Source organism: Achromobacter sp. Root170 (assembly GCF_001428165.1).
GTDB lineage: Bacteria > Pseudomonadota > Gammaproteobacteria > Burkholderiales > Burkholderiaceae_B > Achromobacter > Achromobacter mucicolens.
In genome coordinates, this window is sequence record NZ_LMHN01000012.1 from 1 (window position 1) to 24,391 (window position 24,391).

General features: G+C 65.2%; 19 protein-coding genes, 2 rRNA genes and 1 other RNA gene. 20 read left to right on the forward strand and 2 right to left on the reverse strand.

The annotated features are described in order from the left end of the window. Positions 1 to 237: 237 nt before the first annotated feature. The 3 genes from rrf (ASD87_RS10250) (at position 238) to ASD87_RS10260 (ending at position 1,028) form a co-directional block, all read left to right on the forward strand. Positions 238 to 349: ribosomal RNA gene (gene rrf / locus ASD87_RS10250) — 5S ribosomal RNA — on the forward strand. Positions 350 to 387: 38 nt separating this feature from the next. Beyond that, positions 388 to 500 (forward strand): 5S ribosomal RNA (rrf, locus tag ASD87_RS10255). 162 nt (positions 501 to 662) lie between these two features. Beyond that, a complete protein-coding gene (locus tag ASD87_RS10260) occupies positions 663 to 1,028 on the forward strand; it encodes a hypothetical protein (RefSeq protein WP_056320734.1) in 366 nt (121 codons plus the stop codon). Positions 1,029 to 1,578: 550 nt separating this feature from the next. On the opposite strand, the gene ASD87_RS10265 is transcribed toward ASD87_RS10260, so the two are convergent. Then, positions 1,579 to 1,857 (reverse strand): SWIB/MDM2 domain-containing protein, encoded by a 279-nt coding sequence (locus ASD87_RS10265; RefSeq protein ID WP_006217453.1) that lies wholly within the window; start codon positions 1,855 to 1,857, stop codon positions 1,579 to 1,581. Positions 1,858 to 2,004: 147 nt separating this feature from the next. On the opposite strand from ASD87_RS10265, the gene ASD87_RS10270 reads away from it, so the two are divergent. Further along, positions 2,005 to 3,198, forward strand: a complete 1,194-nt coding sequence (locus ASD87_RS10270) for a M20 aminoacylase family protein (protein ID WP_056320737.1) — start codon at positions 2,005 to 2,007, stop codon at positions 3,196 to 3,198. A 10-nt stretch (positions 3,199 to 3,208) separates the two neighbouring features. Continuing rightward, entirely contained in the window at positions 3,209 to 4,273 is a 1,065-nt protein-coding gene (gene pyrC, locus ASD87_RS10275; RefSeq protein WP_082586252.1) for a dihydroorotase, read from the forward strand. 100 nt (positions 4,274 to 4,373) lie between these two features. On the opposite strand, the gene ASD87_RS10280 is transcribed toward pyrC, so the two are convergent. Next, positions 4,374 to 6,200: an ATP-binding cassette domain-containing protein gene (locus ASD87_RS10280; protein ID WP_056320739.1), complete on the reverse strand. Its 1,827-nt coding sequence runs from the start codon at positions 6,198 to 6,200 to the stop codon at positions 4,374 to 4,376. Positions 6,201 to 6,328: 128 nt separating this feature from the next. Between ASD87_RS10280 and rnpB the strand changes: the two genes are divergently transcribed. The 15 genes from rnpB (at position 6,329) to ftsZ (ending at position 24,297) form a co-directional block, all read left to right on the forward strand. Then, positions 6,329 to 6,734: RNase P RNA component class A (gene rnpB, locus ASD87_RS14345), an RNA gene on the forward strand. 357 nt (positions 6,735 to 7,091) lie between these two features. Next, the gene (gene mraZ, locus ASD87_RS10285; RefSeq protein ID WP_056322651.1) at positions 7,092 to 7,520 is read left to right on the forward strand and encodes a division/cell wall cluster transcriptional repressor MraZ; all 429 of its coding nucleotides are present in this window, start codon (positions 7,092 to 7,094) and stop codon (positions 7,518 to 7,520) included. 7 nt (positions 7,521 to 7,527) lie between these two features. Further along, a complete protein-coding gene (rsmH, locus tag ASD87_RS10290; RefSeq protein WP_056320742.1) occupies positions 7,528 to 8,625 on the forward strand; it encodes a 16S rRNA (cytosine(1402)-N(4))-methyltransferase RsmH in 1,098 nt (365 codons plus the stop codon). Then, on the forward strand, positions 8,625 to 8,918 hold the full coding sequence (gene ftsL / locus ASD87_RS10295; protein WP_056320744.1) for a cell division protein FtsL: 294 nt from the start codon (positions 8,625 to 8,627) through the stop codon (positions 8,916 to 8,918). The genes rsmH and ftsL overlap by 1 nt, the downstream gene beginning before the upstream one ends. Beyond that, complete coding sequence (locus ASD87_RS10300; protein ID WP_056320746.1) at positions 8,915 to 10,645, forward strand: penicillin-binding protein 2; 1,731 nt, start codon at positions 8,915 to 8,917, stop codon at positions 10,643 to 10,645. The genes ftsL and ASD87_RS10300 overlap by 4 nt, the downstream gene beginning before the upstream one ends. Then, positions 10,642 to 13,497 carry a bifunctional UDP-N-acetylmuramoyl-L-alanyl-D-glutamate--2,6-diaminopimelate ligase MurE/UDP-N-acetylmuramoyl-tripeptide--D-alanyl-D-alanine ligase MurF gene (murF, locus tag ASD87_RS10305; protein ID WP_056320748.1) on the forward strand — a complete coding sequence of 952 codons (2,856 nt, stop codon included), beginning with the start codon at positions 10,642 to 10,644 and terminating at the stop codon, positions 13,495 to 13,497. The genes ASD87_RS10300 and murF overlap by 4 nt, the downstream gene beginning before the upstream one ends. Further along, positions 13,487 to 14,656: a phospho-N-acetylmuramoyl-pentapeptide-transferase gene (gene mraY, locus ASD87_RS10310; protein ID WP_056320752.1), complete on the forward strand. Its 1,170-nt coding sequence runs from the start codon at positions 13,487 to 13,489 to the stop codon at positions 14,654 to 14,656. Before murF ends, mraY begins: the two co-directional genes overlap by 11 nt. Then, entirely contained in the window at positions 14,653 to 16,185 is a 1,533-nt protein-coding gene (murD, locus tag ASD87_RS10315) for a UDP-N-acetylmuramoyl-L-alanine--D-glutamate ligase (protein ID WP_056320755.1), read from the forward strand. The genes mraY and murD overlap by 4 nt, the downstream gene beginning before the upstream one ends. Positions 16,186 to 16,240: 55 nt before the next feature. Then, positions 16,241 to 17,434 (forward strand): putative lipid II flippase FtsW, encoded by a 1,194-nt coding sequence (gene ftsW / locus ASD87_RS10320; RefSeq protein WP_056320760.1) that lies wholly within the window; start codon positions 16,241 to 16,243, stop codon positions 17,432 to 17,434. After that, a complete protein-coding gene (murG, locus tag ASD87_RS10325) occupies positions 17,431 to 18,507 on the forward strand; it encodes an undecaprenyldiphospho-muramoylpentapeptide beta-N-acetylglucosaminyltransferase (protein ID WP_056320763.1) in 1,077 nt (358 codons plus the stop codon). Before ftsW ends, murG begins: the two co-directional genes overlap by 4 nt. Then, the gene (gene murC / locus ASD87_RS10330; protein ID WP_056320766.1) at positions 18,504 to 19,910 is read left to right on the forward strand and encodes a UDP-N-acetylmuramate--L-alanine ligase; all 1,407 of its coding nucleotides are present in this window, start codon (positions 18,504 to 18,506) and stop codon (positions 19,908 to 19,910) included. Before murG ends, murC begins: the two co-directional genes overlap by 4 nt. Then, a complete protein-coding gene (locus tag ASD87_RS10335) occupies positions 19,907 to 20,857 on the forward strand; it encodes a D-alanine--D-alanine ligase (RefSeq protein WP_056320769.1) in 951 nt (316 codons plus the stop codon). Before murC ends, ASD87_RS10335 begins: the two co-directional genes overlap by 4 nt. 12 nt (positions 20,858 to 20,869) lie before the next feature. Further along, complete coding sequence (locus ASD87_RS10340) at positions 20,870 to 21,694, forward strand: cell division protein FtsQ/DivIB (RefSeq protein WP_056320771.1); 825 nt, start codon at positions 20,870 to 20,872, stop codon at positions 21,692 to 21,694. A gap of 4 nt (positions 21,695 to 21,698) precedes the next feature. Then, positions 21,699 to 22,925 (forward strand): cell division protein FtsA, encoded by a 1,227-nt coding sequence (gene ftsA, locus ASD87_RS10345; RefSeq protein ID WP_006217473.1) that lies wholly within the window; start codon positions 21,699 to 21,701, stop codon positions 22,923 to 22,925. Positions 22,926 to 23,112: 187 nt separating this feature from the next. Further along, positions 23,113 to 24,297, forward strand: a complete 1,185-nt coding sequence (gene ftsZ, locus ASD87_RS10350; RefSeq protein ID WP_056320774.1) for a cell division protein FtsZ — start codon at positions 23,113 to 23,115, stop codon at positions 24,295 to 24,297. Positions 24,298 to 24,391 lie beyond the last annotated feature (94 nt).

Below are 24,391 nucleotides of genomic sequence, written 5' to 3' on the forward strand. Positions count from 1 at the left end.
TGCGCCGATGATAGTGGACGGACGTCTGTGAAAGTAGGTCATCGTCAGGCTTTTATTGCTCAAAACCCCGCAGGTATCCCCTGCGGGGTTTTGTCTTTAGTGAGAGCCTGCCGCTTGCGGCGAGAGGTTGATTGTGGCGAGAGTCGCGAACCCTTTCTAACCGCGAACTTCAGGTTCGTATTGCAGTACCCCAGATTCGAACGGTTGACCGTTGTGTCAGCTGCTCAAGCAGTTACGCTTGACGACCATAGCAAGGTGGTCCCACTCCTTCCCATCCCGAACAGGACAGTGAAACGCCTTTGCGCCGATGATAGTGGACGGACGTCTGTGAAAGTAGNCCTGGCCGAGAACTGTCCTTGTCGACCGGCCGATGACGACCCAGTTACGCTTGACGACCATAGCAAGGTGGTCCCACTCCTTCCCATCCCGAACAGGACAGTGAAACGCCTTTGCGCCGATGATAGTGGACGGACGTCTGTGAAAGTAGGTCATCGTCAAGCTCTTATCCTCAAAGCCCCACCGGTATCCGGTGGGGCTTTGTCTTTGGCACTCCAGTTGGCCTGCGAGCCGCGCCAATGTTGGATGTGCACAAATAACAACGGCCGTGGGTGGGGTGGCTTTGTGCGGTAAGATTGTTCGAGTCAATTCGTTGGAGCGTTATCGTGAGTGAACCCCAGACCCCCGTGCCCGGTACGACATTGGACCTTCGCACGTTGACCCACGTGGCCTATGGCTTGTATGCCTTGGGCTTTCTGACGAGTGGATTTCTGGGCATCGCCACGATTGCGGCTGTGGTGCTCATGTATCTCAAGCGATCGGACGCCGCAGGCACCGTGTACGCCGCTCATTTTGACTGGCTTCTGCGCACGTTCTGGTGGGCGTTGCTGTGGCTGGCCATCAGCGGGATCGCGACCCTCATCTTCATCGGATGGATTGGCGTGGCCGCAACCATCGTGTGGGTGCTCTATCGCCTGATTCGTGGCTGGCTGTCGTTGCTGGAAGGTGGCGCGCCCACGTCTTACGCGTGAGTACTGGTAGTACCCCTGGAAAGGCCGGCAGCGATGCCGGCCTTTTTGCATGGCATGAACGTGTGGGGTGATGCCCACCAGCTGCCCACCTTCAGGGCGCGATCAGCGGCAAGTCTGGGGATACGTCGTTGAGGTGTCGTTGATGTGTCGTTGCCGCGCGTGCGTCGAGCTTCGATGTGACGCGGTGTCAAAGCTGCGGTGCGGGATAGCTGCGGGCGCCGGTGTGACACGACGGCTGGCGGTGCGCCAGCGCGGCCTGGCCTTGCGGTCGACGAGGCACCGTGAAGCGAGCTCAGCGGCGCCTCGTGTGTCTGTCGACGTGCGGCATGAGCGCAGCGGGTGACGCGGGTAAGGAAGCGCGGCGTGCAGGCATGCAGCGGCACGTCAGACCAAGCGAACTGGCTTTTCAATCAAGCGGGAATGTCCACGAACGTGGCGATGAGGCACTGCGAGGGGGGGCTTGCTTGGTGGCGTTGAGCTCGCCCGGCCTGAAGCCAGGGCGTCGCGACAATCCAAAGGCAGGGACGTACGCCGTACGCCCTTTGCCTGCTTACTTCAGATGTGCGTTGACCAGTTTGGTCAGTTCGAACATCGTGACCTGATCCTTGCCGAAGATCGGGCGCAGCTTGGCATCGGCGTTGATGTTGCGCTTGTTGCTGGCATCTTGCAGGTTGTGCTTCTTGATGTATTCCCAGATCTTCTTGGTGACCTCGGTACGCGGCACGGCTTCCGAGCCGATGACAGCGGCCAATTCGGCGCTGGGGGTCAGCGGCTTCATGAATGCAGCGTTCGGCTTGCGCGCGGTCGCGGGTTTGGAGGTTGTGGCCATAATGCGGCGCTCCTTCTCTGGCTGTTGGAAAAATTGTCCTGCGGCCGGAGCATAACGTGTCTCTCCAGTAAAGACAAAGGCATTTATCCTCTGTAGCAACTAAAATGCACCGACCGTCCCCTCTATCACGTCATTCTGTAACGTCCTATGTACGCACGTTCTCCGTTGGAATCGATTCGACTTTTTCATGACGAATTGACGGCGCTTCGGCGCGATTTGCATGCTCATCCGGAATTGGGTTTTGAAGAAGTCCGCACGTCGGGCATAGTCGCCGGTGCGCTGGAAGCGTTGGGCATCGAGGTGCACCGCGGGATCGGCAAGACCGGTGTGGTGGGCGTGATCCGTGGCAAACGGTGCGACAGCGGCCGCATGATCGGATTGCGCGCCGACATGGACGCGTTGCCCATGACCGAGGACAACACGTTCGGGCACAAGTCGACCAAGCCGGGACTCATGCACGGCTGCGGTCACGACGGCCATACGGCGGTGTTGATCGGCGCGGCCAAGTACCTGGCGCAGACGCGCAATTTTGATGGCACGGCCGTGTTGGTCTTTCAACCGGCGGAAGAAGGGCGCGGCGGGGCACGCGCCATGCTCGAGGACGGCCTGTTCGACACCTTTCCGTGCGATGCAATCTACGCCTTGCACAACTGGCCGGGCCTGAAACCGGGCACCATCGGCATCAACCCGGGGCCGATGATGGCGGCTGCTGATCGTTTCGAGATACTGATCACAGGTCGAGGCGGACACGGGGCGCATCCTTATCAAACGATCGATCCGGTCACCATCGCGGGTCAGATCATCACGGCGTTGCAGACGATCGTGTCGCGCAACGTGAACCCGCTGGATTCGGCGGTGCTGTCGATCGGTTCGGTGCAAGCCGGCCACCCCGGCGCGATGAGCGTGATTCCGCGCGAAGCTCGGATGGTGGGGACGGTGCGGACATTCCGCAAGTCGGTCCAGGAAATGGTCGAGACGCGCATGCGGGAGCTGGTGAGTGCAATTGCCGGTGCGTTCGGCGGCACCGCCGAAGTGGTGTACGAGCGCATTTATCCCGCGACTTTGAACACCCCTCAGCACGCCAATTTGGTGGCCGACATCGCAACCGAGATGATCGGCAAGGAAAACGTGGTGCGCGATTTGGTACCCTCGATGGGTTCCGAAGACTTTTCGTTCATGTTGCAGGCCAAGCCGGGCGCCTATTTCCGCCTTGGCCAGGGCGGGGCCGATTCCGGCTGCTTGCTGCACAACCCGCATTTCGATTTCAACGATGCCGTCATTCCCCTGGGCAGCGCGATGTTCTGCGCACTGGCCGAACGGGGCATGCCGCTGGCAGATTAAGAAGCCTCCCATGTCTACTCAAAGCACGACTCAACTCACCATCACCCGTCCCGACGACTGGCATCTGCATTTGCGCGACGGCGCGGCGCTTGAAGCCGTGGTCGCCGATACGGCGCGCCAGTTTGCCCGCGCCATCATCATGCCTAACCTGAAGCCCCCGGTCACGACGACGGAGCAGGCGTTGGCCTATCGCGGCCGCATTCTGGAAGCGCTTGCGAAGACGGGCGTCAACCCGGATTCGTTCACGCCCCTGATGACGCTTTACCTGACCGACAACACGCCGGCCGAAGAGATCGTGCGCGCGCATGCATCGGGCCACGTCTATGCGGTCAAGCTGTATCCCGCGGGCGCCACGACCAACTCGGATGCGGGCGTGACCGATTTGCTGGGCAAGTGCACCAAGGCGCTGGAAGCCTTGCAGAAGTGTGGGATGCCGTTGCTCGTGCATGGAGAAGTGACGGATCCGTCGATTGACGTCTTCGACCGCGAGGCCATTTTTGTCGAGCGCGTGATGAAGCCGTTGCGGCGCGCGTTTCCGGCATTGAAGGTGGTCTTCGAGCACATCACGACGAAGGAAGGCGCCGAGTACGTGCGCGATGCGGAAGGTCCGATTGCCGCGACGATCACGCCGCAGCATATGCTTTACAACCGCAATGCGATCTTCCAGGGCGGTGTGCGGCCTCATTGGTATTGCCTGCCGATTCTCAAGCGCGAGACGCACCGCCTTGCGTTGGTCGAGGCAGCAACCAGCGGCAGTCCGCGCTTTTTCTTGGGAACGGATAGTGCGCCGCACGCGCGTGGTCTGAAGGAACATGCCTGCGGCTGCGCGGGTTGCTACACCGCGCTGCATGCAATGGAGCTGTATGCCACCGCGTTCGAGGCGGCAGGCAAGCTCGACAAGCTGGAAGGGTTTGCCAGCTTTCATGGTCCGGATTTCTACGGCCTGCCTCGCAACAACGGCACGTTGACGCTGTCGCGTGAAACTTACCAGGTGCCTCAGGAACTGGCGTTCGGCAATACGACGCTCGTCCCGCTTGCCGCCGGCGAAGCGCTGGAGTGGCGCGCCCACGTTTGAGGGCCTTGCGGCTGGAGCCGACGTGAAAAGGGGTGAGCGGCTTTGCCGTTCACCCCTTTTTTTGTGCCGCCGAGCGGCCCATCTATATATAGCAGTGCTGTCAGAGTGTGCCGTCGCGCCGCGCTTCGAGCAGTTCCCAGCGTGCAAATTTCTCTTCGAGTTCGGCTTCCAGTTTGGCCAGTTCGCCGTTGATGCGCTCGACCTCGTCCGGTGCGTCGCGATAGAGACTGCCATCTGCCAGCTTGCCCGCCAGTTCCGCCTGCTTGGCCTCGAGCGCGGCGATCGCGTCAGGCAGGCCTTCGAGTTCGCGCAGGTCCCAGGCGTTGATCTTGCCCGCCTTCGCAGGCTTGGGGCGCGCGGCTTTCGCGCGAGCGGCATTGTCGTCGGCGGACTTGGCAGTCTTGTCGGCGTCGGTCTGCGGCGTGCCGGGCGCGGGGCGCTGTGAAACCCACTCGTCGTAACCGCCCACGTAATCGCGCCAGTGGCCGTCGCCTTCGTAGGCGATGGTCTGAGTCACCACGTTGTTGAGGAAGGCGCGGTCATGGCTGACCAGCAGCACGGTGCCGGCATATTCCTGCAGCAGCTCTTCCAGCAGTTCCAGCGTTTCGATGTCAAGGTCGTTGGTGGGCTCGTCCAGCACCAGCACGTTGGCGGGGCGCGCAAAGAGCCGCGCCAGCAAAAGGCGCGCGCGTTCGCCGCCCGACAGGCTGCGCACGGGCGAGCCGGCGCGTGCCGGCGAAAACAGGAAATCGCCGAGATAGGTCATCACGTGCTTGCGCACCCCGCCGATCTCGACCCATTCGCTACCCGGACTGATGATGTCGACGAGCGAGGCGTTTTCGTCCAGCTGCGCGCGCATCTGATCGAAGTAGGCGACCGCGACGTTGGTGCCCAGGCGGGTCGCGCCGGAGTCGGGTTGCAGTTCGCCCAGAATGAGTTTGAGCAAAGTGGTCTTGCCCGCGCCATTCGGTCCGATGATGCCAATGCGGTCGCCGCGCAGCAGGGTTGTGGAATAGTCGTCGACCACGATCTTGTCGCCGAACCGCTTGCTGACGTGCTCGAGTTCCGCCACGAGCTTGCCGGACCGTTGGCCTTCGGCCAGCGCCAGCGATACGTTGCCTACGCGCTCGCGGCGTTCGGCGCGCTGCACGCGTAGGCTTTCCAGGCGGCGCACTCGGCCTTCATTGCGCGTGCGGCGCGCTTCCACGCCCTTGCGAATCCAGACTTCTTCCTGTGCCAGCAGTTTGTCGAAACGCGCCTGCTCCAGCCGCTCGGACTCTAGCCACTGCGCCTTGCGCTCCTGCCATTGCGAGAAATTGCCGGGAAAGCTCAAGAGACGACCGCGGTCGAGTTCGACAATGCGGGTGGTGACGGCGTCCAGGAACCGACGGTCGTGGGTGATGATGACCGCGGCGCCTTTCCAGGCGCGCAGCATGTCTTCCAGCCAGGCAATGCCTTCGAAGTCCAGATGGTTGGTGGGTTCGTCGAGCAGCAGCAGATCCGGTTCGTCGATCAAGGCGCGGGCGAGGGCGACGCGCTTGCGGGTGCCGCCGGACAATCCCGCGATCTGCACATCGGCGGGCAGGCCCAGCTTTTCGATGACGGCGCGCGCGCGCGAGGGGCGTTGCCAGTCTTCGTGGTCGCCGTCCGTGTTGCACACGACATCGAACACCGTGGCATTGTCGTCGAGCTCGGGCTCTTGTTCGACGGTGGCCACGCGTAGGCTGGAGCTGCGGGCGATGGCGCCGTCGTCTGGCTGCGTGCGGCCGTCGAGCAGCCTGAGGAGCGAGGACTTCCCTGCGCCATTGCGGCCGATGAGGCCTATGCGTTCGCCGGACTGGATGGCGAAGTCGGCATGGTCGAGCAGCGGATGGTGCCCATACGCGAGCTGGACGTCGGTCAGGGTGATGAGAGTTTCGAGGGCCATGTGGTTGTTGGTGTCTGCGGCAGCTAAGCGGATCAGCGCGTATTGTCGCAGGAACACGAGGCCCCGGTCTTGCTGCCGGCGGGCACCCCGGGGGACAGAGCTGGCGCCTGTAATAGAATACGTGCTGCAAGACGGGTTGGACGATCGCGGTGGGCGCGAGCTCATCGAGGAAGGTCCGGACTCCACAGGGCAGGGTAACGGCTAACGGCCGTCCGGTCGCGCTTTCGGGCACGGCTGAGGAATAGGACCACAGAGACGAGACTGCGGCGCGGGCGCGCTTTGCGCGCACTGATACGGCCATCTCCGTATTGCGCCGACCGGCAACGGGCGGCGGCATCGCAGGGTGAAACGCGGCAACCTCTATCCGGAGCAACATCAAATAGGCATGCGTGCGGCCTCACGGCCGTGACGGGCGGCTCCGTCCGAGCATGCGGGTAGATGGCTACAGCGGCTCAGCAATGATCCGCGCAGAGGAATGATCGTCCGCCAGGGCAACCTGGCGTACAGAATCCGGCCTATAGACCCGTCTTGCATTGAATTCTTCCGGCGCGCGCGGATCTGGACGAGGCCGCGCGGCCGTCTGGCGTCCCACGCGCCAGTTTGTTTTCACTTCCAGGGTCGCCTCTCCGACGGGAAGCCTCGCCAACTGGAAGGATCGACCGGGCGGCAGACGGTAACTTGACCCCATTAGCCGCTACTTCTGAAGTAGGACTTTTAGAGTATGTCGCAACCTCCTGATTTATTGGGAGGTTTTTCTTTTTGCGTATTTACAAGTTGATCTAAGTCCTTGTTGTGATTGAAAAAATTGCAACCACGCGCTTGACCGCCCCTGTGCCCATACCGTAGAGTGGGAAATAGTAGGAAATTGTGCAATTAAGTGGGGTAAAAGTGGTGTTTCAGGGAAGCAGCGCGCTCACGCTGGATGCCAAGGGACGGATCTCGATTCCGACCCGGCATCGTGACGCGCTCATGTCGCAGGCCGAAGGCCGGCTGACCCTGACCCGCCACCCCGACGGCTGCCTGCTGGTGTACCCGCGGCCCGAGTGGGAAAAGAAGCGCGAGCAGATCGCGGCTTTTCCCATGACGGCCCGCGCGCTGCAGCGGCTGTTGCTGGGCAACGCTCAGGACGTGGAACTGGACGGCTCCGGCCGGGTCCTGATCGCTCCTGAACTGCGCAACGCTTCCGGTATGACGCGCGATGTGATGCTGCTCGGTCTGGGCTCTCACTTCGAGCTGTGGGACGCCGCTACCCTGGCCAGCCGTGAGGCTGAAGACTTGGCCAAGGGTATGCCGGACGTGTTGAACCAGTTTTCGTTCTGAAAGAGTTATGGAATTCGAACATCGGCCCGTCCTCCTGGCGCCGACGGTGGACGCGCTTTTGCTGCCCGGTTTCGGCGGCAAGGGCGCGGCACGGTCGCAGCCGCAGGGTGGGCAGGATGTGGCTACGCGAATCGAAAGTGGCGTCTTTGTCGACGGCACGTTCGGACGGGGTGGCCACAGCCGAGAATTGCTTGGCCGGCTGGGCAAGCAAGCCCGGCTGATCGTGTTTGACAAGGACCCGCAGGCCATCGCGGTTGCCAACGCCCTGGCGGCCGAGGATGCGCGAGTCACGGTAGTGCATGGGGGCTTTGCCACCATGGCTGAAGAATTGGAGCAGCGCGGCATCGGCAAGGTCGATGGCGTGATGCTGGATCTGGGCGTTTCGTCGCCTCAGATCGACGATGCCGAGCGCGGCTTCTCGTTCATGCGAGACGGCCCGCTCGATATGAGGATGGACACCACTCGTGGTCCCACGGTGGCGGATTGGCTGGCGCAAGCCAGTGTGGATGAGATGGGGGAGGTCATAGCGGATTATGGCGAAGAACGGTTTGCTTTTCAGGTTGCAAAGGCGATTGCTGCTCGCCGCGCAACAAGGCCGCTGCGCACCACGCTCGAGCTTGCCGAGTGCGTCGCCAGCGCCGTCCGCACGCGCGAAAAGGGGCAACATCCGGCCACACGCACCTTTCAAGCTTTACGGATTTACATCAATCGGGAACTCGAAGAGCTCGCGCGCACCCTCGCGTCAGCTTTAGACCTGCTTGCCCCAGGGGGGAGGTTGGCGGTGATCAGCTTTCATTCGCTTGAAGACCGCATGGTCAAGCAGTGCATCGCGGCGGCGGCTCGTCCGGCTGCGGCGCATGCACGCCTGCCCCTGCGCGAAAGCGAAATGCCCCAGCCTGTCGTCCGTTCCCTTGGCAAGGTCGTGGCCGAAGACGATGAAGTCTCGTCCAACGCCCGTGCCCGTTCGGCCATCCTGCGCGTGGCCGAGCGCACCGAAACGCCGCTGCCCCCCGAGGGCGGCTTTGCATTTGTAAAGATCGGCTCGCTGCCCGGCAGCGACCTCGCCCCGCCGCCCCGTCGCGGCGGCAAGGGAGGGCGCCGCTGATGGGTCGCGTCAACCTGATCGTTGCGGCTTTGCTGATGCTGTCGGCCATTTCCCTGGTCACCAGCCGGTATCAGTCGCGCCAGCTCTTCGTGGAGTTGGGGCGCGATCAGGCGCATGCGCGCGACCTCGAAACCAATTGGCGGCGCCTGCAGCTAGAGCGCGCCGAGCTGGCCCGCAATGCGCGGGTCGACGCCATTGCGCGTGACGGCCTGAAGATGATTCCCATCGTGCCGGATCGCACCCTCTATATGAATCAGGCGCCCGTGCCTGCGGCCGCCGGAGGCTCGCAATGAAGCGCGTGCCCTTCTTCGACAACCCCGTGCTGCGCGGGCAGCTGCCCACGTGGCGCGCCCGCCTGGTCCTGATCCTGCTGTTTGGCGGGTTCACCGTGCTGGCCGGCCGTGCGCTGTTCCTGCAGGGGTTGTCGACGGAGTTCCTGCAGCAGCAGGGCGAGCGCCGCTACGAGCGCACACTGACATTGGCCGCCACGCGCGGCAAGATCATGGACCGCAACGGCGCGGTGCTGGCATCCAGCGTGCCCGCGCGCGCCATCTGGGCCATTCCCGAAGACGCGAAGCAGGCCACGCCCGCGCAGGTCGACGCGCTGGCCAAGCTGCTGGAGACGCCTGTCGGCGACCTGCGCCGCCGCTTCGTCGACGAGGACAAGAACTTCGTCTACCTGAAGCGCCAGGTCTCGATGGACGTGGCCGACAAGATCAAGCAGCTGGGCATGCCCGGCGTGCACCAGCAGCCCGAAACGCGCCGCTACTACCCGGATGGCGATGTGATGGCCCACGTGGTGGGTTTCAACAGCGTCGAGGATCAGGGCCAGGAAGGCGTCGAGCTGACGTTCAATCAGCAGTTGTCGGGCCGCCCGGGAAGCCGCCGCGTCATCAAGGACCGGCTGGGACGCGTCATCGAAGACGTGCAGGCCGTCACGCTGCCGGTGGACGGCCGCGACCTGCGCCTGTCCATCGACACGCGCCTGCAGTACCTGGTGTTCAAGGAACTGAAGGACGCCATGGACAAGCACCGCGCAAAGGGTGCGACGGCCGTGGTCGTTGACGTGCATACGGGCGAGATCCTGGCGCTGGCCAACGTGCCGACTTTCGATCCGAACAACCGCGAAACCTTCCACGGCGCCAACCTGCGCAACCAGGCGATCACGGACACGTTCGAGCCGGGCTCCATCATGAAGCCGTTCACCGCCGCGCTGGCGCTGGACCTGGGGCGCATCAGCACGTCGACGCAATTCGAGACGGGCAACGGCCGGTTCACGTATCAGGGCAGCACGATCAGCGACGTCAGCCGCAACGGCACGCTGGACGTCGCGGGCGTGCTGCGCAAGTCCAGCAACATCGGCATGACGATGATCTCCGAGAAGCTGGAATCCCGCGAAATGTGGGACCGCTTCACCGAATTGGGCCTCGGTCAGGCGCCTCAGGTGGGATTTCCCGGCGCCGCGCCGGGCCGTCTGCGTCCGTGGGAGCGCTGGCGCCTGATTGAAAAGGCCACCATGGCCTACGGCTACGGCCTGTCCGTGTCGCTGCTGCAGGTGGCCCGCGCCTATACCGTTTTTGCCCGCAACGGCGACATGGTGTCGCTGACCCTGGTCAAGCGGGACAGCGATCCGACGAGCGTGAAGATCTACTCGCCCAAGACGACGGCGCTGGTGCGCGCCATGCTTGAGGCGGCCACGGGCCCCGACGGCACGAAAGCCGCGCAGGTGCAGGGTTACCGCGTGGCCGGCAAGAGCGGCACCGCGCGCAAGATCGTGGACGGTAAATACAGCACGCAACGTTACCGCAGCTCGTATGTGGGCTTTGCCCCGGTGTCGGATCCCAAGATCGTGGTGGCCGTGTCCATCGACGAACCGACAATCGGCGGCTATTACGGCGGCGCCATTGCCGCGCCCGTGTTCTCCCATATCGTGGGGGGGAGCCTGAGGTTGATGGGGGTGCGGCCAGACGCACCGTTTGAATCCACGATTGTTGCTGGTATCAAGGAGCCAGGCAGATGAGCGCCAACGGCTTCCACTCTTCCCCTGTCGCCACGGTTGCCGAGACCGTGGCGTGGTTGCATGAGCGCGTGTCGCTGACCGCGCATCTGAAGCTGGACTCGCGCGACATCGAGCCCGGCGACGTGTTCGTCGCCTGCCCGGGCCTTTCCAGCGACGGCCGTCTCTATATAGACAAGGCGTTGGCGCTGGGCGCCAGCGCGGTGCTGTTCGAAGCGCCGGCCACCGATGCCGTGCTGGCCGCGTCGGCCGGCACGCCCATGCTTGCCGTGACGGGCCTGCGCGCGTTGCTGGGCGAACTGGGCGACACCTGGTATGGACGTCCGTCGGCTGCGCTGGCGGTGGTTGCCGTGACGGGCACCAACGGCAAGACCTCTTCGGTGCAATGGATTGCGCATGCCCTGAGCCGCAACGAGAAGGCGTGCGGCACGATCGGCACGCTGGGCGCCGTGCTGCCCGACGGGCAGACGCTGGGCGGCAGCCTGACGACGCCCGACGTGCTGACGGTGCATCGCACCCTGGCCGCGATGCGCGACGCCGGCGCGAAAGCCGTGGCCATGGAGGCCTCGTCGATCGGCATCGAACAAGGCCGCATGGACGGCGTGCGCGTCGCGCTGGCCGCCTTCACGAATCTGACGCGCGACCATCTGGACTATCACGTCACGATGGAGCGTTACGAAGCGGCCAAGGCGCGCCTTTTCAGCTGGCCCGGTCTGACCGCGGCAGTGATCAACGCCGACGATGAGGCGGGACGGCGGATGCTCGCCGCCTTGCCGGAAGGCGTGTCGCCGATGGGCTACAGCCTGAGCGACGATCCCGCAATCCCCGCCGCGATGCGTGCCCGCGATCTGCAGGCGACGTCGCAGGGCCAGATCTTCACGCTGGTGTCCCCGCACGGCGAGGCGCAGATCGTGACGCGCCTGCTGGGGGCGCATAACGTTTCGAACCTGCTGCTGGTGGCGGGCGTGCTGTACAAGCTGGGCTTGCCGTTCGCGCAGATTGCGCGCGAGCTGGCCGCGACGGATCCGGTCGATGGCCGCCTGCAGACCGTGGAGCCCGCTGTCAGCCTGCCGGCGCATGCGGCCCGCGGTCCGCTGGTGGTGGTGGATTACGCCCACACGCCTGACGCGCTCTCGCGCGCGCTGCTGGCGTTGCGCGCCGTCGCCACGGCGCGTTCCGGGCGTCTGTTGTGCCTGTTCGGTTGCGGCGGCGAGCGCGATCCGGGCAAGCGCCCCGTCATGGGCGCGATCGCCGCGGAGCTGGCGGATCACGTCGTTGTCTCCAGCGACAATCCGCGTACCGAGTCGCCCGAGGCAATCGTTCAGCAAATCCTGGCCGGCATTCCCGAAGCGGTGCGAGCCGACGTGGAAGTCGACCGCGCGCGCGCCATCCTGCAGACGATCTGGGCGGCTTCGCCCGAAGATGTGGTGCTGCTGGCGGGCAAGGGACACGAAACCTACCAGGACATCGGCGGTGAAAAGCTGCCGTTCGACGACCGCGAGTGGGCGCGCGTGGCGCTGCTGTTGCAGCAGACGCCGGGCGTATCCACGGACACGCGCCGCATTGGCGAAGGCGAGCTCTTCGTCGCGCTGGTTGGTGAGAACTTCGACGCGCACGACTATCTGGACCAGGCCGCCTCGCGCGGCGCCTGCGCGGCGCTCGTTGCGCATCGGGTCGCCGATGCCGGGCTGACGCAGCTGGTCGTGGGCGATACGCGCGTTGCGCTGACGCGCATTGGCGCCGCCTGGCGCTCGCGTTTTTCGCTGCCCGTGGTGGCGGTGGCCGGCAGCAATGGCAAGACGACCACCAAGGAAATGATCTCCGCGATGCTCGCCGAATGGCAGGGCGAAGCGGGGCGCCTGGCCACGGCCGGCAATCTGAACAACGATATCGGCGTGCCGCTGACGTTGCTGCGCCTGCGCCCCGAGCATCGCGCCGCCGTGTTCGAACTGGGCATGAACCATCCGGGCGAGATCGCGCAGCTGGCCGCCATTGCCGCGCCGACCGTGGCGCTGGTCACCAATGCGCAGCGCGAACATCAGGAATTCATGCACACCGTCGAGGCGGTTGCGCACGAGAACGGCGCCGCGATCACCGCGCTGCCGGCGGATGGAATCGCGGTGTATCCCGGAGACGAACCCTACTCGGCCATCTGGGACACGCTGGCCGCGCCGCGCCGCGTGCTGCGGTTCGGGCTGCAGCCTGGGTTGGATGTCTATGCCGAGCAGATCATCGCGGAAGTGGACGCCACGCGCTGCCGTGTCGTGACGCCGGTCGGTGTTGCCGATCTGACGCTGCCGGTGGCGGGGCTGCACAACCTGCGCAACGCGCTGGCGGCCATCGCCAGCGCGATCGCCGCGGGTGCGCCGCTGGAGACCGCGGTGCGGGCGCTGGCCGGATTCAGCCCCGTGGCCGGCCGCATGCAGCACAAGCGAATGAGTGACGGAACGCTGCTCATCGATGACACCTACAATGCCAACCCCGACTCGGTTCGCGCAGCCATCGATGTACTTGCGCGTATTGCCGGCACGCGCGTCCTGGTGCTGGGCGACATGGGCGAAGTCGGGGACAACGGCCCCGCCATGCACGTCGAGGTGGGCAATTACGCGCGCGAGCATGGGCTCGACGCATTCATCACGCTAGGCGAAGCCAGCCGGGCGGCCGCCGCCGCATTCGGCCCTGGCGCGCACGCCTGCGCATCGGTAGACGAAGTCGTTGCCGCCTTGCGCGGCTTGCGCCCGTCCTGCGTATTGGTAAAAGGATCGCGCTTTATGCGCATGGAGCGGGTAGTGACGGCTTTTTCTTTGAATGAAGGTTCGGCAGCCTCGGGGCAGGGAGAGCAGCATGCTGCTTGAGATCGCCCGTCTGCTTTCTGACGATGTGCGCGCGCTGGGGGTGTTTGAATACATCACCCTGCGCGCCGTGCTGGCGTGCGCGACGGCGCTGGTGATCGGCCTGGTGGCCGGGCCGCGCGTGATCCGCAAGCTGACCGAAATGAAGATCGGCCAGGCCGTGCGCACCTACGGTCCCGAATCCCATCTGGTCAAGACTGGCACGCCCACGATGGGCGGTGTCCTGATCCTGATTTCCATCGCCATCAGCACCTTGCTTTGGGCGGATTGGACGAACCGCTTCGTGTGGGTCGTTCTGCTGGTGACCTTCGGGTTTGGCTGGATCGGCTGGCGCGACGACTACCGCAAGGTGGTCTATCGCGATCCCGAAGGGATGCCGGCGCGGCAAAAATTCTTCTGGCAAGCCACCATCGGCATGGTGGCTGCGGTGTATCTGGCCTTCGCGGTGTCCGCGCCCGCCAACACGGAACTGTGGCCCCTTTTCAAGGCATGGGTGGGCAGCGGTTTCACGATGTCCCTGCCGACGCGCGCCGACCTGATCGTGCCGTTCTTCAAGACGGTGAGCTATCCGCTGGGCGTGCTCGGTTTCGTGGCGCTGACGTGGGCCGTGATCGTCGGCACCAGCAACGCCGTGAACCTTACCGATGGCCTGGATGGCCTGGCGATCATGCCGACCGTGATGGTCGGCAGCGCGCTGGGCATCTTCGCGTACGTGGTCGGCCGCGTCGACTATTCGAAGTACTTGCTGTTTCCGTACATCCCCGGCGCATCGGAGTTGATGGTGCTGTGCGCGGCGATCGGGGGCGCGGGGCTCGCATTTTTATGGTTCAACGCGTATCCGGCGCAAGTGTTCATGGGCGACGTTGGCGCGCTGGCGCTGGGCGGCGCGTTGGGCACGATTGCAGTCATTGTGCGCCAGGAGATCGTGCTGTTCATCATGGGCGGCGTGTTCGTGGTCGAGACCCTTTCGGTGATGATCCAGGTGACCTGGTTCAAGTACACGAAGCGACGTTATGGAACAGGTCGACGCATTTTTCGCATGGCCCCGTTGCATCATCACTTTGAAGTGGGCGGCTGGAAGGAAACCCAGGTGGTCGTGCGTTTCTGGATCATCAGCATGATGCTGGTGCTGATTGGCCTCTCCACGCTGAAGTTGCGATGAACATGATGGAAACCCCCCGCGTAGATGCGCCGCTCGTTCTGATCCTTGGATTGGGCGAGACGGGTGTCGCCGCCGCACGCTGGTGTGCCCGTCAGGGCGCCCGCCTGCGCGTGGCCGACACGCGCGCGGAACCGGGAGGTCTTGCCGCGCTGCGCGAGTCGCTGGCGCAAAACGAAGTGGAATACCGCCTGGGTTGCAACGAGTCGTTCGCAACCGATCTGCTGGACGGCGTGTCGCAGGTTGTGCTGAGCCCCGGCCTGGCGCCTGCCCAGGCGCCGGCCGCCGACCTGCTGCGCGAGGCCGAGGCCCGCGGCATCGAAGTCGTCGGTGAAATCGAACTCTTCGCCCGCGCGCTGGCGGATCTGGCCACGGCCCGCGAATACCGTCCGCGGCTGCTGGCCGTGACGGGCACCAACGGCAAGACCACCGTCACCGCGCTGACCCGGCAACTGATCGAAGCCAGCGGCCTGACGGTGGTGGCCGCCGGCAACATCAGCCCTGCGGCGCTGGCCGCGCTGATGGACGCACTGGACACGGACACGCTGCCGCAGGTGTGGGTGCTGGAACTGTCCAGCTTCCAGCTCGAAACCACGCGCACGCTGATGGCCGATGCGGCTGTCGTGCTGAACGTGACCCAGGATCACCTTGATTGGCACGGCGGCATGCAGGCTTACGCCCAGGCCAAGGCGCGCTTGTTGAAGATGGCGCGCGTGGCCATCGTCAACCGCGACGACCCGCTTACCGTGGAGATGGTGTCCGCGCTGAACGCCATGCACGTGCGCAGCTTCGGCCGCGATGTGCCGGAACTGGTCGGCGACATGGGCCTGGAACTGGGGCAGGGCGTGGCATGGCTGACGGCCTGCGAACCCAACGATTTCGACGAACCGGCGCCGCCCACGCGGCGCAAGAAGGATGCGCCCGAGCCTGTGCGCGCCAAGGGCCGCATGAGCCGCCTGATGCCCGTGGACGCCTTGCGAATCCGCGGCATCCACAACGCGTTGAACGCGCTGGCCGCCTTGCAGCTTGCCCGCTGCCTGGACCTGGGCTGGGGCGCCATGCTGCGCGCGTTGCGCGACTACGCGGGCGAGCCGCATCGCGCCGCCTTCGTGCGCACGATCGGCGGCGTGGATTACATCAATGACAGCAAGGGCACCAACGTGGGCGCCACCGTGGCCGCGCTGGAAGGCCTGGGTCAGCCTGTGGTGCTGATCGCCGGCGGCCAGGGCAAGGGCCAGGATTTCTCGCCGCTGATTCCTGGGGTGTCGCGTCATGCGCGCGCGGTGATGCTGATCGGCCTGGATGGCCCCGAGATCGGACGTGTGCTGGAGCCGACCGGCGTCAAGTGCATCACCGTCGAAACGCTGCGCGACGCCGTGCGCGGCGCGGCCGAACTGGCTCAGCCCGGCGACGTGGTGCTGCTGTCGCCGGCCTGCGCCAGCCTGGACATGTTCCGCAATTACCCGCATCGCGGGCAGGTGTTCGTGGAAGAGGTCGAAGACCTGGCCCGCGACCGTGGGGAGGTGGCATGATCCGCAACGCCGCTTCCCGGGCGAATTCCATGGCGCGCGTCGCCGAGGGCGCACGATGAGCCTGATCGCCGACCTCACCGCCAGCGTCAACGCCGTACGGCCCGGCCGTACCCGCATGCGCAACTTCGACATGCCGCTCGTGATCGCGGCCTCGACGTTGCTGCTGCTCGGGCTGCTGATGGTGTATTCGGCGTCGATCGCGCTGGCCGACGGCCCGCGCTATGCGTCCTATGGCCGCTACTACTTCGTGATCCGCCACGGCCTGTTCGTGAGCGCGGGGCTGGTCGGCGCCGCCGTGGTGCTGTCGATCCCCATCCGCGTCTGGCAGCGTCTGGCCGTGCCGCTTTTCGTGGTGACGATGGTGTTGCTGGTGGCCGTGCTGATCCCGGGGATCGGCCGCGAGGTCAACGGCGCGCACCGCTGGATTCCGCTGGGTCCGCTGAACTTCCAGCCGTCCGAACTGATGAAGCTTGCAGCCTTGCTGTACGCGGCGGATTACACCGTGCGCAAGCAGGAGCACATGCAGGCCTTTGCCCGCGGCTTTTTGCCGATGGCGTTTGCGCTGGCCGGCGTGGGCATGCTGCTGCTGCTCGAGCCCGACCTGGGCGCCTTCATGGTGATCGTGGCCATTGCCATCGGCATCCTCTTCCTGGGCGGCATCAACGGCAAGTATTTCAGCAGCCTGCTCGCCGTGCTGGTGGGCACGTTCCTGATGCTGATCTGGCTGTCGCCATGGCGCCGTGCGCGTCTGTTTGCGTACCTGGATCCCTGGAACGAAGACAACGCATACGGCAGCGCCTATCAGTTGTCGCATTCGCTGATTGCGCTGGGCCGCGGTGAATGGCTTGGCGTGGGCCTGGGCGCCAGCGTCGAAAAGCTGCACTACCTGCCCGAAGCGCACACCGACTTCCTGATGGCCGTGGTGGGCGAAGAGCTGGGATTTGCTGGCGTGATGCTGGTGATCACGCTGTTTGCCATCATCGTCTACCGCGGTTTCGACATCGGCCGGCAGGCCATCGCCATGGAGCGCACGTTTGCCGGGCTGGTTGCGCACGGCGTGGCCATGTGGTTTGGCGTGCAATCGTTCATCAACATGGGCGTGTGCCTGGGCCTGCTGCCCACCAAAGGTCTGACGCTGCCGCTGATGAGCTACGGTGGCTCGGGCGTGGTGATGAATCTGTGCGCGCTGGCCATGCTGATCCGGGTCGACGTGGAAAATCGAATCATGATGCGCGGAGGACGGGTATGACCGCCGCGCGCACCATTCTCATCATGGCCGGTGGCACTGGCGGCCACATCATGCCCGGTCTGGCCGTGGCCGACGTGCTGCGCGAACGCGGCTGGCGCGTGCTGTGGCTGGGCAATCCCGAAAAGATGGAAGGCCGTCTCGTGCCGCCGCGCGGCATCGAACTGGTGCCGCTGCGTTTCCAGGGCGTGCGCGGCAAGGGCGCGTCCGCGCTGCTCAAGCTGCCGTTCCTGTTGCTGCGCGCATTTGCGCAGGCGTGGTCGCGGCTGTCCGACGTGCGTCCCGATGTGGTGCTTGGCATGGGCGGCTACGTCGCGTTCCCGGGCGGCGTGATCGCTGCGCTGCGCGGCACGCCGCTGGTCGTGCACGAACAGAATGCCGTCGCGGGCACCGCGAACAAATGCCTGGCCAAGATGTCGCGCCGCGTGCTGAGCGGTTTTCCCGGCGTGCTGCCCAAGGGTGAAGCCATGGGCAACCCGGTGCGTGCCGACCTGTGCGCCTTGCCCGATCCCGTCGAACGCTATGCCGGCCGCACCGGCCCGCTGCGCGTGCTGGTGGTGGGCGGCAGCCTGGGAGCGCAAGCCTTGAACACCACCGTGCCGCAGGCGCTTGCGCGTCTGCCGCTCGAGCGCCGGCCGACGATCGTCCATCAGGCCGGCGAACAACATTTGCCGGCGCTTCAGCAGGCCTACGCCCAAGCGGGTGTTCAGGCCGACTGCCGCGCCTTCATCGACGACATGGCGGGCGCCATGGCCGACGCCGACCTGCTGATCTGCCGCGCGGGCGCCATGACGGTGTCCGAAGTGGCGGCTGCCGGCGTTGCGGCGCTGTTCGTGCCGTACCCCCACGCGATCGATGACCACCAGACCGCCAACGCGCGCTTCCTCAGCGACGCGCAGGCCGCGTGGCTGCAGCCGCAGACCGTCATGACGCCCGAGTGGCTGGCGGACTGGCTGAGCCAGCGCACCCGACAAGAACTCGAGGCTGTCGCCGTCCGGGCCCGCGCGCATGCGCGTCCCGACGCGGCCGCCCATATCGCCGACGTCTGTGAACAAGCAGCGGGGCGTTCATCATGAAACACAGAATTCAACATATCCATTTTGTAGGCATCGGCGGTTCGGGCATGAGCGGCATCGCCGAAGTGCTGCTGAATCTGGGCTACGACATCAGCGGATCCGACCTGAACGAGTCGGCGGTGACGCGCCGCCTGGCCGGTCTGGGCGTGAAGATCGCGATCGGCCATGCCGCCAGCAACGTCACGGGCGCCAGCGCCATCGTCACGTCCACCGCGGTGGCGGGCGACAACCCCGAAGTGATCGCGGCGCGCGCCGCGCGCATCCCGGTGGTGCCGCGCGCCATCATGCTGGCCGAGCTGATGCGCCTGAAGCGCGGCATCGCCGTGGCGGGCACGCACGGCAAGACCACCACGACCAGCCTGGTCGCCAGCGTGCTGGCGGCGGGCGACCTGGATCCCACGTTCGTGATCGGCGGCCGGCTGAATTCGGCGGGCGCCAATGCGCGGCTGGGGCAGGGCGACTACATCGTGGTCGAGGCCGACGAATCGGACGCCTCGTTCCTGAACCTGTTGCCGGTGATGGCCATCGTGACCAATATCGATGCCGATCACATGGACACGTACGGCCACGACGTGGCGCGCCTGAAGAGCGCCTTCATCGAATTCACGCAGCGCCTGCCGTTCTACGGCAGCGCCGTGCTGTGCTCGGACGACGCCAACGTGCGCGAGATCATGCCGTTCGTGTCGCGTCCCATCACGACCTACGGCCTGAACGAGGACGCCCAGGTGCGCGCCTATGAAGTGCAGGCCGACGGCACGCGCATGCGCTTTAACGTGCAACGCACCCATCGCGACACGCTGCTGCCGCCGCTGAATGTGGAACTGAACCTGCCCGGCCTGCACAACGTGCGCAATGCGCTGGCCGCGATCGCCGTGGCGACCGAGCTGGGCGTATCCGACGCGGCCATCTGCGAGGCGCTGGGTTCGTTCAAGGGCGTGGGACGCCGCTTCACGCAGACGGGTGAATTCGCAGTGCCCGCCAACCACGGGGGCGGCACCTTCACGGTGATCGACGACTATGGTCACCATCCCGTCGAGATGTCCGCGACGCTGGCCGCGGCGCGCGGCGCCTGGCCCGACCGCCGCATCGTGCTGGCCTTCCAGCCGCACCGCTACACGCGGACGCGCGATTGCTTCGAGGATTTCGTGCGCGTGCTGGGCACGGCCGACGCGGTGTTGCTGACCGAGGTCTACGCCGCGGGCGAGCCGCCGCTGGTCGCGGCCGACGGACGCGCCCTGTCGCGTGCGTTGCGCGTGGCGGGCAAGGTCGAGCCGGTGTTTGTTGAAGATGTGGCCGATCTGCCGCAGGCGGTCGTGGATTTTGTGCGCGATGGCGACGTCGTCATCGTGATGGGGGCGGGTTCGATCAGCAAGGTCCCCGCCCAGGTGGGAGAGCTGGCATGAGCAAGCAATTCGGCAAGGTAGGTGTGTTGTACGGCGGCCGGTCCGCCGAGCGCGAAGTCTCGCTCATGTCGGGCAAGGGCGTGCAGGAAGCCCTGCGCAGCGCCGGCGTGGACGCGCACCTGTTCGACACCGGCGAGCGCAGCCTTGCCGAGCTGGCGGCCGAAGGCTTTGACCGCGTGTTCATCGCATTGCACGGCCGCTACGGCGAAGACGGCACGCTTCAGGGCGCGCTGGAACTGCTGGGCATCCCCTATACCGGCAGCGGCCCGATGGCATCGGCGCTGGCCATGGACAAGACCATGACCAAGCGCATCTGGCTGCAGCATGGCCTGCCCACGCCCGACTTTGAAGTGCTCGACGCCGATACCGATCTGCGCCTGGTTCCGGACCGCCTGCAGTTGCCGCTGATCATCAAGCCGCCGCACGAGGGCTCGACCGTGGGCATCACCAAGGTCGTCGGTTACTCGGACATGAAAGAAGCCTACGCCGCTGCCGCGCGCTACGACAGCGAGGTCCTGGCCGAACAGTTCATCACCGGACGCGAACTGACCGTGGCGATCGTCGGGTCCGGCAAGGCCGCGCGCGCGCTGCCGGTGATCGAGATCGCCGCGCCCGGCGGCAACTACGACTACGAACACAAGTACTTCTCCGACGACACGCAGTACTTCTGCCCGGCCGCCTTGCCCGCGGACGTGGCTGAAGAAGTCGCGCGGATTGCCGTAAAGGCCTATCAGGCGCTGGGCTGCGAAGGCTGGGGCCGCGCGGATTTCATCCTCGACGGCGACAACCGACCCTGGCTGCTTGAAATGAATACTTCGCCCGGCATGACCGGCCACTCCCTGGTGCCCATGGCCGCGAAGGCCGTGGGGATCAGCTATGCAGAATTGTGCGTGGCCATCCTGTCCGAGGCTTCGTGCAAGGTGCACGGCCACGCCCGCAACGCTTGACCTGGATATTCCGTGTGGAACGACGCTCGTACTACCAACCTGATCGCCAACACGCTAGCCGTGCTGGCGGTTGCCGCCATGCTCATCGCGGGCGTGGTGTGGGTGGCGCAGCGTCCGTACTTCACCTTGACGGCGATCGAGCTGGAATCGATGCCGGACACCGATCTGCACTATGTGTCGACGGGCGCGGTGCGTTCGGCGATCGCCGGGCGCGTGAAGGGCAATTTCTTCACGGTGGACCTGGACGACGCGCGCGAGATCTTCGAATCGGTGCCGTGGGTCCGGCACGCCACCGTGCGGCGGATCTGGCCCAACGTGCTGCGTGTGCGCATCGAAGAGCAGCAGCCGCTGGCGCTGTGGAACGAAAACCAGATGATCAACACCTGGGGCGAGGCGTTCACGGCCAACACGGGCGAGGTGGACGACGACACGGTGCTGCCGCAGTTCTCCGGGCCGGATGGCACGGAAGCGCTTGTGGTGCAGCGCTACGCCGAGCTGGCGCGCTGGTTCGCGCCGCTGGACATGCATGTGGAACAGTTGGAACTGAGCCCGCGCTATGCCTGGCGTGTGGTGTTGTCCAACGGCATGCTGCTGGACCTGGGCCGCGATCCGGGCGCCGACGCGCCGGACCCGCATGGCCTGCCCGGCGCCTTGCCGTTCGCGGCTCGTATTCAACGCTTTGTGCAGGCGTGGCCCACCGTGGCGGGGCGCCTGGAAGGGCGCACCGTCACGCAGGCCGACCTGCGCTATCCGAATGGTTTCGCCCTGGCGCTGGCCCCGCTGCCCGCGTCGGAAACCAAATCCAAATCCACACCGAAACCTCCCAAGAAACGCTAACGCCATGACCCGTGACATCAAGGACCTTATCGTCGCCCTCGATATCGGCACCAGCAAGGTGGTGGCTGTGGTGGCTGAAATCCTGCCTGAAGGCCGCTTCGAGGTGCTAGGCCTGGGCCAGCACGAATCGCGCGGCATGCGTAAGGGCGTGGTCGTCAACATCGAGACCACTGTGAATTCCATTCAGCGCGCGCTTGAAGAAGCCGAGCTGATGGCAGATTGCAAGATTCGAGACGTCTACACCGGCATCGCCGGCAGCCATATCCGCAGCTTCAATTCCAGCGGCATGGTCGCCGTCAAGGACAAGGAAGTCACCGCCACCGACGTCGCCCGCGTCATCGAGACCGCCAAGGCGGTGAACATCCCGACCGACCAGCAGGTGCTGCACGTGCTGACGCAGGAGTTCATCGTCGACGGCCAGGAAGACATCCGCGAGCCCATCGGCATGAGCGGCCTGCGCCTGGAAGTGCGCGTGCACATCGTGACCGGCGCGGTCAGCGCCGCGCAGAACATCGTCAAGTGCGTGCGCCGCTGCGGCCTCGAGGTGCAGGATCTGATCCTGCAACCGCTCGCTTCCAGCCTGGCCGTCCTGACGGCGGACGAAAAGGAACTGGGCGTCGTCCTCGTCGATATCGGCGGCGGCACGACCGACGTCGCCATCTTCACCGGCGGTGCGATCCGCCATACCGCCGTGCTGCCGATCGCCGGCGATCAGATCACCAACGACATTGCGGCGATGCTGCGCACGCCCACGCCCGATGCCGAAGAAATCAAGCTGCGCTATGGCGTGGCCAAGCAGGTGCTGGCCAGCCCGGACGAGTCCGTGGAAGTGCCGGGCCTGGGCGATCGCGGCCCGCGCCAGGTCAAGCGCCAGGCGCTGGGCGCGGTGATCGAGCCGCGCGTCGAAGAGCTGTTCACCCTGGTGCAGCAGGTGGTGCGCGATTCCGGCTACGAGGACCTGCTGGCTTCCGGCGTGGTCCTGACCGGCGGATCCGCGCAGCTGCCCGGCATGATCGAACTGGCCGAGGACGTGTTCCTCAAGCCGGTTCGCGTGGCGGTGCCCGAGTACGAAGGCAGCCTTGCCGACGTGATGCGCAATCCGCGCTTCTCGACGGTGATGGGGCTGCTGCAGGAAGCGCGCATGCAGCGTGTGCGTGGCCGCAAGGTGGCCGCGCAGACGGGCAATTTCAAGAGTCTGCTTGCGCGCATGAAGGAGTGGTTCATGAATTAAAGGGTGCAGGTTGGGGCCTGCTCCTTGGTGCGAACCGCGGCTGTCTAGCGGGGAGCGCCAGAAAGAGGAGGCGTCTCAAACCCGTGGCGGGCCTATGTAGCCGGCGTCGGCTTTGAGGCGATTCACAAAAGATAGGTTGTCGGGGAATTTTTGTGATTTGCAAATTCGGACTTGTGAGGGAGTCATCATGATGAACTTTGAGATGCTTGAGAACAACACCAAAGGGACCGTAATCAAGGTCGTTGGTGTGGGCGGTGCGGGCGGCAATGCCGTCGCGCACATGATTCGCAGCGGTGTGCACGGGGTGGATTTCATCTGCGCCAACACCGATGCGCAAGCGCTGGCGGCAACCAATGCGCCGGTGCAGATTCGTCTGGGCCGTACCGGCCTGGGCGCGGGCGCCAAGCCCGAGCAGGGACGCGCGTCGGCGGAAACCGCGCGTGAGGAAATCCGTGCCGCGCTGAACGGCGCGCACATGGTCTTCATCACCGCGGGCATGGGCGGCGGCACCGGTACCGGTGCAGGTCCGGTCGTGGCCGAGGTGGCGAAGGAACTGGGCATCCTGACCGTTGGCGTGGTCACGAAGCCTTTCTCCTTTGAAGGCAACAAGCGCCTGAAGATGGCCGAGGACGGTATCTCGGAACTGGCCAAGCACGTGCATTCGCTCATCGTGGTGCTCAACGAGAACCTCTATGAACTGATGGACGAGGACGCGACGCAGGAAGACTGCTTCCGTTCGGCCGACGACATCCTGCACAACGCGTGCGCGGGTATCGCCGAAATCATCAACGTCGAAGGCAACGTCAACGTCGACTTCGAAGACGTGAAGACGATCATGGGCGAGCAGGGTCAGGCCATGATGGGCACGGCGTCGGCATCGGGCGCTGACCGCGCACGTGTGGCCGCCGAGCACGCCATTGCTTGCCCGCTGCTGGAAGGCGTGGATCTGAACGGCGCGCGTGGCGTGCTGGTCAACATCACCGCCAGCCGCTCGCTGAAGATGCGCGAAACGCGCGAAATCATGGAAACGATCCGCAGCTACGCTTCGGACGACGCGACCGTGATCTTCGGCACCGCCTACGACGAGTCCATGGGCGAAAACCTGCGCGTGACGGTGGTTGCAACCGGCCTGGGCCGTGCGCAAGCCCGTCCGCAACTGGTGCAGAACACCGCTGAAGTGCTGCGCACCGGCACCGACAACATGCCCATGGGCACGATGCCGGCCGGTCAAGGTGGTGACTACCGCAATCTGGACATGCCGTCGGTCATGCGCAATCCGCGCAGCCAGGCGTCGGCCCAGGTGCGCGCGCTGGAAAGCTCGGGAATGGATCATTTCGACATCCCGGCCTTCCTGCGCAAGCAGGCGGACTGAACCTAGAGCCGGTCAACGGCTCTAACTGCACTCCCTCATCTCCGGTTCGCCCGTCCCCACAGGCGAACCGGAGGCAGAGCGGCCGTGTTTCCCT